This is a genomic window from Maribacter sp. TH_r10 (assembly GCF_033101095.1).
GTDB classification, from domain to species: domain Bacteria; phylum Bacteroidota; class Bacteroidia; order Flavobacteriales; family Flavobacteriaceae; genus Maribacter_A; species Maribacter_A luteus.
Window position 1 is genome coordinate 615,860 of the sequence record NZ_JAWMPY010000001.1, and the last position, 12,509, is coordinate 628,368.

13 protein-coding genes are annotated in these 12,509 nt (G+C 40.6%); 7 read left to right on the top strand and 6 right to left on the bottom strand.

Going from position 1 to position 12,509, the window contains the following annotated elements:
* Window positions 1–50: 50 nt before the first annotated feature.
* From R3X28_RS02535 to R3X28_RS02555, 5 genes are all read right to left on the bottom strand, one after another.
* Window positions 51–2,240 (bottom strand): prolyl oligopeptidase family serine peptidase, encoded by a 2,190-nt coding sequence (locus R3X28_RS02535; RefSeq protein ID WP_411556587.1) that lies wholly within the window; start codon window positions 2,238–2,240, stop codon window positions 51–53.
* Window positions 2,241–2,341: 101 nt separating this feature from the next.
* Complete coding sequence (locus tag R3X28_RS02540; protein ID WP_154363522.1) at window positions 2,342–3,331, bottom strand: aspartate-semialdehyde dehydrogenase; 990 nt, start codon at window positions 3,329–3,331, stop codon at window positions 2,342–2,344.
* Window positions 3,332–3,578: 247 nt separating this feature from the next.
* The gene (mscL, locus tag R3X28_RS02545; RefSeq protein ID WP_154363520.1) at window positions 3,579–3,983 is read right to left on the bottom strand and encodes a large conductance mechanosensitive channel protein MscL; all 405 of its coding nucleotides are present in this window, start codon (window positions 3,981–3,983) and stop codon (window positions 3,579–3,581) included.
* A gap of 85 nt (window positions 3,984–4,068) precedes the next feature.
* On the bottom strand, window positions 4,069–5,175 hold the full coding sequence (gene alr / locus R3X28_RS02550; protein ID WP_317662158.1) for an alanine racemase: 1,107 nt from the start codon (window positions 5,173–5,175) through the stop codon (window positions 4,069–4,071).
* Complete coding sequence (locus R3X28_RS02555; RefSeq protein WP_282053849.1) at window positions 5,159–5,812, bottom strand: thymidine kinase; 654 nt, start codon at window positions 5,810–5,812, stop codon at window positions 5,159–5,161. Before R3X28_RS02555 ends, alr begins: the two co-directional genes overlap by 17 nt.
* 103 nt (window positions 5,813–5,915) lie before the next feature.
* Between R3X28_RS02555 and R3X28_RS02560 the strand changes: the two genes are divergently transcribed.
* The 3 genes from R3X28_RS02560 to R3X28_RS02570 all read left to right on the top strand — a co-directional run bounded on the left by R3X28_RS02560 (window position 5,916) and on the right by R3X28_RS02570 (window position 7,920).
* Window positions 5,916–6,605 (top strand): hypothetical protein, encoded by a 690-nt coding sequence (locus R3X28_RS02560; protein WP_317662161.1) that lies wholly within the window; start codon window positions 5,916–5,918, stop codon window positions 6,603–6,605.
* 70 nt (window positions 6,606–6,675) lie between these two features.
* Complete coding sequence (rsmI, locus tag R3X28_RS02565; RefSeq protein WP_317662163.1) at window positions 6,676–7,350, top strand: 16S rRNA (cytidine(1402)-2'-O)-methyltransferase; 675 nt, start codon at window positions 6,676–6,678, stop codon at window positions 7,348–7,350.
* Window positions 7,351–7,920: a uracil-DNA glycosylase family protein gene (locus tag R3X28_RS02570; RefSeq protein ID WP_317662165.1), complete on the top strand. Its 570-nt coding sequence runs from the start codon at window positions 7,351–7,353 to the stop codon at window positions 7,918–7,920.
* 10 nt (window positions 7,921–7,930) lie between these two features.
* Here the strand turns inward: R3X28_RS02570 and R3X28_RS02575 are convergent, their stop codons facing one another.
* Window positions 7,931–8,533 carry a carboxymuconolactone decarboxylase family protein gene (locus R3X28_RS02575; RefSeq protein WP_317662167.1) on the bottom strand — a complete coding sequence of 201 codons (603 nt, stop codon included), beginning with the start codon at window positions 8,531–8,533 and terminating at the stop codon, window positions 7,931–7,933.
* A 147-nt stretch (window positions 8,534–8,680) separates the two neighbouring features.
* On the opposite strand from R3X28_RS02575, the gene R3X28_RS02580 reads away from it, so the two are divergent.
* The 4 genes from R3X28_RS02580 to R3X28_RS02595 are packed head-to-tail and all read left to right on the top strand — an operon-like array spanning window position 8,681 to window position 12,508.
* On the top strand, window positions 8,681–9,106 hold the full coding sequence (locus R3X28_RS02580) for an OsmC family protein (RefSeq protein WP_317662169.1): 426 nt from the start codon (window positions 8,681–8,683) through the stop codon (window positions 9,104–9,106).
* A 49-nt stretch (window positions 9,107–9,155) separates the two neighbouring features.
* Window positions 9,156–10,844, top strand: coding sequence for a single-stranded-DNA-specific exonuclease RecJ (gene recJ, locus R3X28_RS02585; RefSeq protein ID WP_317662171.1), 1,689 nt, complete (start codon window positions 9,156–9,158; stop codon window positions 10,842–10,844).
* Window positions 10,841–11,230 carry a VOC family protein gene (locus tag R3X28_RS02590; protein WP_317662173.1) on the top strand — a complete coding sequence of 130 codons (390 nt, stop codon included), beginning with the start codon at window positions 10,841–10,843 and terminating at the stop codon, window positions 11,228–11,230. Before recJ ends, R3X28_RS02590 begins: the two co-directional genes overlap by 4 nt.
* Before the next feature lie 18 nt (window positions 11,231–11,248).
* A complete protein-coding gene (locus tag R3X28_RS02595) occupies window positions 11,249–12,508 on the top strand; it encodes an MFS transporter (RefSeq protein WP_317662175.1) in 1,260 nt (419 codons plus the stop codon).
* Window position 12,509: the final 1 nt, after the last annotated feature.

Genomic DNA, 12,509 nt, shown 5'->3' on the forward strand with positions numbered 1-12,509 from the left:
GTCTCAAAAAGGAAACGGACTTTCTTATGATATATTGATATGAATTTGTCTTAATCCTTGAATTCTTTCAATACCGCTTTATTGGGCAGCTCCTCAAAACCCATATTGAACAAGGTAAAACCAAATATATCGGCATATTGCTCAATCGTTTTGCTAACGGGCGTACCTGCACCATGACCGGCATTGGTTTCAATGCGGATCAATGTTGGGTTGTTGCCTGTTTGTTTGGATTGGAGTTCGGCGGCAAATTTAAAACTGTGTGCAGGTACCACTCGATCATCATGATCACCAGTGGTTATCAGGGTAGACGGATATTCAGATCCTTCTTTTACGTTGTGTACAGGGGAATAACCTTTAAGATATTCGAACATTTCCTGGCTTTCCTCAGAAGTGCCGTAATCATAGGCCCAACCTGCACCTGCAGTAAAGGTATGGTAGCGTAGCATATCCAAAACACCAACAGCCGGTAAGGCAACCTTCATTAAATCAGGTCTTTGGGTCATGGTAGCACCAACAAGCAATCCGCCATTACTACCACCACGAATAGCCAAATACTCGTTGGAGGTATACTTATTCGAAATCAAGTATTCTGCAGCAGCGATGAAATCGTCAAAAACATTTTGTTTTTTGGTCTTAATACCCGCATCATGCCATTTTTTGCCGTATTCACCACCACCTCTAAGATTGGGGACTGCATATATGCCTCCTTGTTCCATCCAAACCGCATTGCCAATACTGAAAGATGGGGTAAGGCTTACATTGAAACCACCATAGCCGTAAAGAATAGTCGGATTCTTGCCATTCATCTCCAATCCCTTTTTGTAGGTTATCATCATGGGTATTTTGGTTCCATCCTTTGAATTATAAAATACTTGGTGCGATTCGTAATCCTCTGGATTGAAATCTATTTCGGGTTTCCAATATTGCGAATATTCCCCCGTTTCAACATGGTACTTATAGGAAGAACTTGGCGTGTTGTAATTGGTGAATGAAAAATAAAATTCCTTATCCTCTTTCTTTCCACCAAAACCTGAAGCACTACCCAAACCGGGTAATTTTACTTCGTGCACCATTTTTCCGTCATAGTCGTACTGAAAAACTTTTGAAATGGCATCAACCATATATTCAGCAAAGAAATATCCGCCACCGGTATTGGGGGAAATCACGTTTTCGGTTTCTGGTATAAAATCCACCCAATTTTCAGGTGTAGGGTTTGAAGCGTCCACGGTTACGATTTTTTGGTTGGGGGCATTCAAATTGGTAACTATGTACAGTTTTGAGCCAACATTGTCAATGACATAACTATCGGTTTCGGTATCATCCAATATGGTCTGTAATTTTGCGTTGGGCTGGGTCAAATCTTTCATAAAAAGCTTATTTCCAGAGGTGGAAACCGCAGCGGATATAAATAAATAACGATTATCCTCGCTTACACTGGCGAAAATATACCTGTGTTTTTCCTCCGGTTTTGCGCCGAAAATAACCTTATCCTCCTTTTGGGAGGTGCCTAGCTTATGGTAATAGACTTTGTGTTGGTCGGTCTTTGCAGAAAGCTCGCTTCCTTCAGGTTTATCGTAGCTGGAATAATAAAAACCATCATTGCCCCTCCAAGAAGTACCACTGAACTTAATATCTACCAAAGTGTCTTCAACGATTTCCTTGGTTTCGGTGTTCAGGACAATTGCTTTTCGCCAATCACTACCTCCTTCAGATATTAAATAGGCGGCTAAAGAACCGTCTTTGGTAAAACTGAGTCCGGCCAAGGATGTAGTGCCGTCTTCAGAGAACGTATTGGGGTCTAAAAAGACCTCAGGTTCCCCATCTCCCTTTTTCCTGTAAACCACATATTGGTTTTGTAGTCCATCGTTTTTATAAAAATACGTGTAGTCTCCCTCTTTGAATGGGGAGCCCAATTTTTCATAATTCCATAATTTCTCGAGTCGGTTCTTTAGATCGGCCCGGAAAGGTATTTTTTCCAAGTAGCCAAAAGTGGTGGTATTCTGTTCCTTGACCCAAGCCTCGGTTTCGGGACTGCGGTCATCTTCGAGCCAGCGATAAGGGTCTTTTACTTCGGTTCCAAAATAAGTATCTACGGAATCGGTTTTATGGGTAGTAGGGTAATTCACTGTCATGGTTTCTGTTTTAATTTTTGTTTCGGATTTTGCATCTAATAATTTTGAAGTAGAAACACATGATGTCAAAAGAAATAAAGTTGGTATAAATAGTATGATTTTTTTCATGGACCATGAGATTAGTTGACCCTAAAATTAACACAAAAAAACCTTTGGCACTAATTCGTGTCCAAAGGTTTTAAGTGTTAAGGTTATCTAGAAACTTGGTTCTATACCAGTTTGTTTTCTACTAAATATTCAGCTATTTGAACGGCGTTCGTTGCAGCTCCCTTTCTTAGGTTATCGGCAACGATCCACATATTCAATGTGTTTCTTTGGGTTTCGTCCCTACGAATACGACCAACGAATACCTCATCTTTGTCATGGGCGTAAATAGGCATGGGGTAGGTATTGGTATCAGGGTTGTCCTGAACGGTAACCCCCGATGTTTCATTCAACAATTGGCGTACTTCGTTCAAATCAAAATCATTTTCGAACTCAACATTTACCGACTCTGAATGTCCACCAGCGGTAGGTATACGCACTGCTGTGGCCGAAACGGAGAACGTTCTGTCATTGAATATCTTTTGAGGCTCTTGGGCCAATTTCATTTCTTCTTTGGTATAACCGTTTTCAAGGAATACATCGCAATGGGGCAATGCATTTCTACCAATAGGATAAGGGTAAGCCATTTCACCTTTAACCCCGGCAATCTCATTCTCCAATTGTTGTACGGCTTTTACGCCGGTTCCTGAAACGGATTGATACGTGGAAACCACCACTCGCTTCATTTTGTATTTATTATGTAAGGGTGCCAATGCCATTACCATTTGTATGGTAGAGCAATTGGGATTAGCGATGATTTTATCTTCTGCCGTAAGTTCGTTCGCATTGATCTCTGGTACTATCAATTTTTTAGTTGGATCCATTCGCCAAGCAGAAGAATTGTCAACTACTGTTGTACCAACTTCTGCGAATTTTGGAGCCCATTCGGTCGAGGTGTCACCACCTGCCGAGAAAATGGCAACGTCAGGTTTTGCCGCAACGGCATCGGAAAGACCTATAACCGTATGATCTACCCCTTTATACTTTAATTTTTTGCCAACTGAGCGTTCTGATGCTACCAATAACAATTCTGAAATAGGGAAATTTCTTTCTGCCAAAACCTTTAGCATTACTTCGCCAACCATTCCGGTGGCCCCGACAACTGCAACTTTCATAATTATATTAATTTAGAAGGCAAATGTAGTTCATGTGTCGGGATCGAACAAGATAATTCGACACTATTAAATAAAATATAACAAAAAGTTATAAATATAACAATTGTTTAAATGAATCAATTTATACCTTATTGAATTACCCAATATGCCTCCTTTGGGTCATAAAAAAACCGGCTCTTGAAAAAGAGCCGGTTAACTTAATTTTGGTGTAGCGGTTACCAGTAAGGATACTGGTAATTATCTTTGATTATTGTTTTTTCAATAAATCTCTTATCTCAGCCAATAAATCTTCTTGGCTAGGACCTGCTGGTGCTTCTGGTGCTGGTGGAGTTTTTGTTTTGTTGTATGCCTTAACGATTATGAACATTACAAAACCTACAATTAATAAGTTTACAATAGCATTCACCCATTTACCCCAACGAATTGCGTTTTCAGCAACATATCCTGCTTCGCCTTCTACTCCTGAGGCTTCGGTCAATACAATTTTAAGATTTGCAAAATCCATTCCGCCTGCAAAGTGCCCTACTATCGGCATAATGATGTCTGCTACGAAGCCATTTACTACAAGGCCTACCGCACCGGCTAAAATAACCGCAACCGCAAAGTCAATTACATTGCCGGTCATAATGAAATTCTTGAATTCTTTTAACATTTTATGTGTTTTTTATAGTTAATAATTAATGTGCCCGCAATGTAGTTAAAAAAAAGGCTCATAACAAAATGTTAAATAATAATTTTCAATCCTTTAAAATCCTTGTAATACGCTGGGAAATACCGGTAACCAACTCATATGAAATGGTGTGGGCATAAGCTGCGAATTGATCGGCATTTGGTTTTTTCCCAAAAATGACGACCTCGTCCCCTTCTTGGCATTCAATATCGGTCACATCGATCATAATCATATCCATACATACATTTCCGATTATCGGGGCCATTTTTCCATTAACATTCACAAAGGCCTTGCCGTTGCCGTATTGTCTGCCTATACCGTCTGCATGGCCTAAAGGAAGTGTTGCCGTAATGGTATACTTGTCCGAAGAATAAGCCCTGTTGTACCCCACACTTTCGTTGGGTGCTATTTTATGAATCTGGGATATCACTGTTTTCAATGTAACAACAGGTTGTAACAGCTGATCTATATCGGGGTCATTTCCAAAACCGTATAGTCCTATTCCACTACGCACCATATCAAACTGGGCGTCAATGTAATTTATGATTCCCGAAGTATTGAGTATGTGTTTTATAGGGCTATAACCTAATTTTTCTTCAAATTCAGGAATTGTTTTTTTGAAAGCCCTTATTTGTTTTAGGGTGAATTCCTTTTCGTTCAAGTCCTCGGTAGCGGCCAAATGCGAGAAGAAAGATGTGACTTTGATTTCGTCCCTATCCTTTATACATGCCATAATTTCATCGATCCCATCTACTGGGAACCCCAAACGGTTTAGGCCGGTATTGAATTTTATATGTACGGGATAATCCACTTGGTTGTTACGTTTAGCAGCTTCCAAGAATTCTCGTAAGACTTTTTTGGAATATAAACTCGGTTCAAGGTAATTCTCAATGAGCTTATTAAAATGTATGGTTTGCGGATGTAGAACCAAGATAGGTTTGGTAATCCCTGCCTTACGCAAGGCAATACCTTCCTTAACATAGGCCACTGCAAAATAATCAACTCCCAAGGTTTCTAGTTTTTTTGCAATGCTACCGGCTTCTGAACCGTAGGCATAGGCTTTTACTACAGCTAAAAATTTCGTTTTTGGTTCTAATCGGGAGCGTAGGTAGTGGTAATTATGTTCAAGGGCGCCTAAATCTATCTCCAGCAAGGTTTCAGAGGTCTTCGGCATTCGTATTTCTTTTGATTTTACTAATTTCCTCTGCGTCAACATCTATATCCCTTACCCTTTCCTTTAGCATGGCTTTGTAGTAGGCGGCCCTGCTCAAAGGCTCATATTCGTCTGTTTCCCCGAGCATTACAAGATCTTCACTACTTGCCTTTCTAAAGCTATAGTTGGCAAGGTTTCCCGTCCTAGTGCAAATAGCATGTACTTTGGTCACATATTCGGCAGTGGCCATTAAAGCGGGCATGGGGCCGAACGGATTTCCTTTAAAGTCCATATCTAGGCCAGCTACGATTACCCGGACTCCTTTGTTGGCAAGATCGTTACAGACCGTAACGATTTCGTCATCAAAAAATTGGGCTTCATCAATGCCGATAACATCACAGGTATCGGCCAAAATCCGGATATTGGCTGCTGCAGGTACGGGAGTAGAGCGTATTTCATTGGCGTCATGGGAAACGACCATCTCTTCATCGTACCGTGTGTCTACCATGGGTTTAAAGATTTCAACCTTCTGTCTGGCAAACTGTGCGCGCTTTAATCGACGAATCAATTCCTCGGTCTTACCGGAGAACATAGAGCCACAGATAACCTCTATCCACCCGAATTGTTCTTTATGATTAACGGTATTTTCGAGAAACATTTTGTAATTTTAAGACGAAAATAAGGTGTTTTTTCGTTGTACATAAACAGAAGTATAAAGATATTTAAAAAAGACCCACTTTTTTTCCAAAAGAAAATAAAAGATGAAAAGAAAATTGAAAGAGGAATTGATTAATATGTCCAAGGACATAATCGGTTCCAACGATTTAAATGAAATAGGCCAAATGTATGAGGCCGCAAAAAACCTTTATGAGAAACTGGCGGTGTTGAAATTCATTGAGGAAGAATTACATGATATTGAAATTGATGTTACTAAAAATGTGATCGCAGCCAAGTTCGAATCAATGGCCAATGCAGTTTTGAATGCCAACTCCTCGGTTCCCGAAAGTAATCCGCATGAAGAAGACATCATTATACCAGGAATGCAAACAATAAAGGATATGGTCTCCGAAATGCCTAATTCTGCAGTTGTTGACGAAGTTCTACAAGAATTTATGTCGAAACCCAACCTTATGAAAAATGATAAGGAATTGTTTTCCCCTGCGGCGGAAACCGATACCCAAAAGGAAACAAAAGCGAAATCCCTGAACGATAAATTGGCCGAAAAAGAATTAAAGATCGATTTGAATAATCGATTGGCTTTCGTGAAACATCTTTTCAATGATAGTACCGAAGATTATAATCGTGTGTTGTCCCAATTGAATACGATCGATACGGAAGAGAGAAGTATTGCATTTATCAAGAACATGGTTAAACCCGATTATAATAATTGGGAAGGTAAAGAGGAATATGAGGAACGTTTTATGGCCCTCATAGCTCGGAAGTTTTCTTAATTCGTATTCTTAAAAATTTTAATTTGGCCGAAAGTCGTTAATGCGACTTTCGGCTACTTACTTTTAATGCATGGGCAAATTATATATAGTACCAACACCGATCGGAAACCTTGAGGACATCACTTTACGTGCCATCCGCATTTTAAAGGAAGTTACATTGATCTTGGCCGAGGATACCCGGACTAGCGGAAAGTTATTGCACCATTTTGAGATCCATACCCCAATGCAAAGCCACCATATGCATAATGAGCATAAAACGGTGGAAAATCTTGTAAAACGATTGAAAAACGGTCTGGAAGACATTGCCTTGATTTCAGATGCGGGAACTCCGGCTATTTCCGACCCTGGGTTTCTATTGACCAGGGCTTGTTTGGAAAATGGTATTGAGGTTGAATGCCTTCCCGGGGCAACGGCTTTTGTCCCAGCACTAGTGAACAGTGGGTTGCCCAATGATCGATTTGTATTTGAGGGTTTCTTACCTGTGAAAAAGGGAAGACAGACCCGATTAAAGTTATTGGCCGAGGAATCACGGACGATGATATTTTATGAATCACCGCATAAATTGGTAAAGACATTGACCCATTTTATGGAATATTTTGGGGAAGACAGGTTGATTTCCGTTTCTCGCGAATTGACCAAACTTTATGAAGAAACGATTAGAGGAACGGTAAAGGAAGTTTTAAACCATTATACCGACAAACCACCCAAAGGAGAAATCGTAATCGTGGTCTCCGGAAAAAAATAAATGCAAAAACTACTATCTGAAATTAGAGGTTGTAAGGTCTGTAAAGAACATTTACCCTTAGGGCCAAGACCTATTGTTACAGCGCATCAAAATTCAAAAATTGTAATCATTGGTCAGGCTCCGGGCACAAAAGTGCATAAAACGGGTGTGCCTTGGGACGACCCAAGTGGTGAACAACTGCGTAAGTGGTTGGGTATTTCGGATGAAGTTTTTTATGATGCCTCGAAAATTGCTTTGATCCCAATGGGTTTTTGTTATCCGGGAAAAGGGAAGTCCGGTGATTTACCTCCACGGCCCGAATGTGCACCCCTATGGCACAAACCTTTACTCTCGAAAATGCCGAATGTGGAATTAGTCATATTGATCGGTAGGTATGCCCAAAATTATTATCTGGGAAAGGCCGCTAAAAAAACGCTCACTGAAACGGTAAAGGCTTATAAAAGCTACCTTCCTGATTATTTTCCTTTACCACACCCTTCGCCAAGAAATAGGTTTTGGCTTACCAAAAACCCTTGGTTTGAAGAACGTGTAATTCCTGTGTTGAAAAAACGAGTTGCAGATATAGTTTAGGAAGAGTTATTTAGTAGACCCCTGCATCATGTTTTCCTTTCTCCCAACCGTATTTACCTAAATATTGTTCTCCGCTTTCCACGGCACCACCTTCGATAGAAGTGCCCATTGAATCGTTCCAGCGGTTGAGGTATCCAAAAAGGGAAATAACACCCAACATTTCAACAATTTCACCCTCGTCCCAGTATTCGTATAGTCGTTCTTTTATCTCCGCATTAACAGCATTGGGTACTTGGGAAGCCGCTAAAGAAAAGTCCAGAGCAGCTCTTTCAGCCTCAGAAAATGCTGCGTGTGTTCTATACTCCCAAATATTATCCAATTGCTCCTGTTCTGCCCCATAACGCTCTGCGGCCCTAATAGCATGGGCCTGGCAGTAACCACAGCCCGCAGCATTACTACTCACCCATGCGATCATGCGTTTTAAAGCTGAGGTAACCCTACCGTCATTGGCCATAACCGCTTTGTTCAAATTGATAAAGGCTTTGGAAATAGCCGGTCTATGTTGCATGGTCAAAACGGAATTGGGGCAAAAGCCCAAGGTTTCGTTGAAGAATTCAGCCAGTTTTTTGGTCTCTGGGTCATGCTGGGGGTCAAGGGGTGTTACTAGGGCCATATTTATGTTTTAAATTTGTATTTTTAGAGAAACCCTATTTTGAAAACATAGTAAAAAGGAATTCAAATGGGGCCTGAATTAATCCACTACAAGGTAGTGCCTTATTTCTTTTATCTTAATTTTATCCTTCACAAGAAACGAAAAATTATGAGTACAACAAATCATATAACCACCAAATGGGTGGGCGAAATGGCATTTGAAAGTAACAATCCCTCAGGTCTTGATCTACGGATCGATGCAGGTCCTGAATCAGGAGGTGAAGGCAGTGGGTATCGTCCCAAAGCTTTGATGTTATCCGCTTTGGCAGGGTGTTCTGGCTTGGATGTTGCCTCACTGATAAAAAAAATGAAATTGAAGGTCGATGATTTTCAGATCGATACCATTGCCAATTTGACCGATGAGCATCCTAAGTATTATGATGCGGTTACGGTAGAGTATCATTTTCATGGGAAGGAATTAGATGAGAAAAAACTGCAACGGGCCGTTGACCTGTCCGTCGAAAAATATTGTGGTGTAATGGAGATGTTTCGACAATTTGCCAAGTTAGAGATAAAAACGATATTTCATTCTTAGGGCAATCCTGTAATTGGCATAAATCCATTCTCTAAACTCAACTAACAATATGCGCTGGACAATTAAAGCAAAACCAGAACAACGACAAATAGAGGAACTTGCACATGCATTGAAGGTTGATAGGCTGGTAGCCGAATTGTTACTGCAACGGGGAATTACGAATTACAAAGAAGCAAAAAAATTCTTTAGACCTCAACTATCCGATCTGCATGATCCCTTTTTAATGAAAGACATGGATATTGCCGTTGCCCGAATTGAGCAAGCCATAAAGAATAATGAGAACATACTTGTTTTTGGCGATTATGATGTAGATGGTACTACAGCTGTCGCTTTAATGTCGTCGTACCTTTTAAGTTTCTATCCGAATGTAGCAACATATATTCCCGATAGGTACGAGGAAGGTTATGGGGTTTCCTATAAGGGAATAGATTTTGCCGAGGACAACGGCTTCTCATTGATCATTGCGTTGGACTGTGGGGTCAAGGCAATCGATAAGGTGGCATACGCAAAAGAAAAGCATGTGGATTTTATTATCTGTGACCATCATAGACCGGGTAAGGACTTACCAAATGCCGTTGCGGTTTTGGACCCAAAAAGAGAGGATTGCCAATATCCTTACGATGAATTATGCGGTTGTGGCGTAGGTTTTAAACTTATTCAAGCTTTAGGTTCACATCGGGGGGAAACAATTGATGATTTGGTCTATTACCTTGATTTAGTGGCTACTGCGATAGGTGCTGATATCGTTCCGATAACTGGGGAGAATCGAACATTGGCTTTTTATGGACTCAAAGTTATCAACCAACAACCTAGGATAGGGTTTAAGGCCATTATAGACCAAGTTAAAAAAGAGTCGTTGACCATTACCGATGTGGTATTCATAATTGCGCCCAGAATTAATGCCGCAGGTAGAATGAAGCACGGTCAACATGCGGTAAATTTACTTACCGAAACAAACATGGACCAAGCTCGGATATTTGCTGCTGAGATTGAAAAATTCAATACCGACCGTCGCGGATTGGATCAGGAGATTACCCAAGAAGCATTGGTACAGATAGCGGAAAACAAAGAACAAGAACGATTTACCTCTGTTGTCTACAAAGAAACTTGGCACAAAGGGGTTATTGGTATTGTAGCTTCCAGACTTACGGAAACGTATTACCGGCCAACGTTGGTATTTACTAAAAGTGGCGATAAGTTAGCGGCATCGGCTAGATCGGTAAAAGGTTTTGATGTCTACAATGCCTTGGAAAGCTGTTCCGATTGTATTGAGCAATTTGGTGGTCATAAATATGCTGCAGGATTAACACTGTTGGAAGAACAATTTGAAGCGTTTAAATCCCAGTTCGAAAAGGTGGTGAAAGAAACCATTGAACCACAATTACTTACTCCGGAAATTACGGTGGATACTAAAATTACGTTACAGGATATTACCCCCAAACTGATGCGTATTTTAAAACAGTTCGCACCATTTGGACCGGGAAATATGGCACCTGTTTTTATGTCGGAAAATCTAATTGATACCGGTTATGCCAAAGGCGTAGGGCAAGATGGGGCACATCTTAAAGTACAGGTAATCCAAGGTAACAGTCAAAAGATTGGGGGCATCGGTTTTAATTTAGGTGATAAACTATCATTGGTAACAGGTAAAAAGCCTTTTGATGCCGTTTTTTCGATAGATGAAAATGAATGGCAAGGGAACATAAGCCTCCAATTAAAATTAAAGGATATTAAATGAGAATAGAACATCTGGCCATTTGGGTAAAGGATTTGGATGCAATGAAGAGGTTTTACGTAACTTATTTTGATGCCGTTCCTGGAGAAATGTACCATAACCCCAAAAAGGACTTCAATTCATATTTCTTAAGCTTTAAGGAAGGTGGTTCCCGATTGGAATTGATGCATAGACCCGACATTGCCGTTAGACAAAATGAAAGTATCGAATTTATTGGAATTACCCATTTTGCGATATCGGTCGGTTCAAAGGGTAAAGTGGATGCCTTGACCGATAGATTTAGAGATTCGGGATTTAAAATAGTAGGGGAGCCTAGAACCACGGGCGATGGTTATTATGAAAGTGTGGTACTAGATCCGGAAAAAAACAGAATTGAAATTACAGAATAAGCCGTTATAGTTTTGTCCATGGATCCCTATGCAGCGTTAAGAATTAAAGAGTTCAATATATTTTTAGGAGCTCGTTTTGCCATGGTTTTTGCATGGGCCATGCAATTTATCGTCATAGAATGGCAGGTTTATTCATTGACCAAAGACCCGCTATCCCTTGGGATTATAGGGTTAATGGAAGTGATACCCGCCGTTTCCATGGCTTTGTTCGCGGGCCATATCGTTGATCAAAAAGAAAAGAGGAACTTATTGGTTAAATGTCTTCTTGGTTTTTCCGTAATTAGTCTGGGTCTTTTTATTTTAAGTTGGCCCGATCTGTCTACAAAGGTTACATCCAGGACTATTCTTTGGTCTATTTATGTTTTGGTTTTTTTGGGCGGAATAGTCCGGGCATTTTTAGGTCCCACCATATTCTCGTTAATGGCTTTGATCGTACCCAAGAAGTTATATCCCAATGCCGCTACATGGAGCAGTACAACTTGGCAATTGGCATCTGTTCTGGGACCTGCCACAGCAGGTTTTTCCATTGCGTTGATCGGTGTGCATTGGTCTATGTGCCTTATATTTCTTTGCACAATAATTGCCTTATTGGCCATTTCACAGATTTCACGAAAACCGATTTTGAACCCTAAAATCGGGGAGCCTGTTTTTCAAAGTTTAAAAGAAGGGATTCAATTCGTATTTAAGACAAAGGCTATTTTAGGGGCATTGACCCTTGATATGATCGCAGTACTTTTTGGCGGCACCATCGCACTTCTTCCAATTTACGCACAGGATATTCTTAATGTAGGTGCTGAAGGGTTCGGCATCCTAAGGGCAGCACCGGCTGTGGGTGCAGCATTGACCATGGTGGGTTCAACACGTTTTCCTTTGTATAAAAATGCAGGTAAAAAGTTATTGTTGGCTATTTTCCTGTTCGGTGTATGTATTATCGTTTTCGGATTGTCTACTTCGTTTTGGTTATCGGTGGGCGCTTTATTTATGAGTGGTGCCGTAGACGGCATATCCATGATCATTAGACAGACTATCCTTCAATTAAAAACACCGGACAATATGAGGGGAAGGGTGGCATCGGTGAATTCTATGTTCGTAGGATCATCAAATGAACTCGGAGCTTTTGAAAGTGGGGCAACCGCAAAACTTATGGGAACTGTTACTGCGGTGGTTTTTGGAGGTTGTATGACCATATTAACGGTTGGGATCACAACCTTGGCCTTACCATCATTTAGGAGATTGGATTTACGGAAGGATGTTGACGAACATGCCGTGACCGAATAAG

Coding starts and splice junctions, on each gene's coding strand:
- R3X28_RS02540 (WP_154363522.1), bottom strand. CDS start 3,331: ATGAAAGTTGCAGTTGTCGGGGCCACCGGAATGGTTGGCGAAGTAATG.
- R3X28_RS02555 (WP_282053849.1), bottom strand. CDS start 5,812: ATGTTTCTCGAAAATACCGTTAATCATAAAGAACAATTCGGGTGGATA.
- recJ (WP_317662171.1), top strand. CDS start 9,156: ATGCGCTGGACAATTAAAGCAAAACCAGAACAACGACAAATAGAGGAA.
- R3X28_RS02595 (WP_317662175.1), top strand. CDS start 11,249: ATGGATCCCTATGCAGCGTTAAGAATTAAAGAGTTCAATATATTTTTA.
- R3X28_RS02575 (WP_317662167.1), bottom strand. CDS start 8,533: ATGGCCCTAGTAACACCCCTTGACCCCCAGCATGACCCAGAGACCAAA.
- R3X28_RS02560 (WP_317662161.1), top strand. CDS start 5,916: ATGAAAAGAAAATTGAAAGAGGAATTGATTAATATGTCCAAGGACATA.
- R3X28_RS02580 (WP_317662169.1), top strand. CDS start 8,681: ATGAGTACAACAAATCATATAACCACCAAATGGGTGGGCGAAATGGCA.
- rsmI (WP_317662163.1), top strand. CDS start 6,676: ATGGGCAAATTATATATAGTACCAACACCGATCGGAAACCTTGAGGAC.
- R3X28_RS02535 (WP_411556587.1), bottom strand. CDS start 2,240: ATGAAAAAAATCATACTATTTATACCAACTTTATTTCTTTTGACATCA.
- mscL (WP_154363520.1), bottom strand. CDS start 3,983: ATGTTAAAAGAATTCAAGAATTTCATTATGACCGGCAATGTAATTGAC.
- alr (WP_317662158.1), bottom strand. CDS start 5,175: ATGCCGAAGACCTCTGAAACCTTGCTGGAGATAGATTTAGGCGCCCTT.
- R3X28_RS02570 (WP_317662165.1), top strand. CDS start 7,351: ATGCAAAAACTACTATCTGAAATTAGAGGTTGTAAGGTCTGTAAAGAA.
- R3X28_RS02590 (WP_317662173.1), top strand. CDS start 10,841: ATGAGAATAGAACATCTGGCCATTTGGGTAAAGGATTTGGATGCAATG.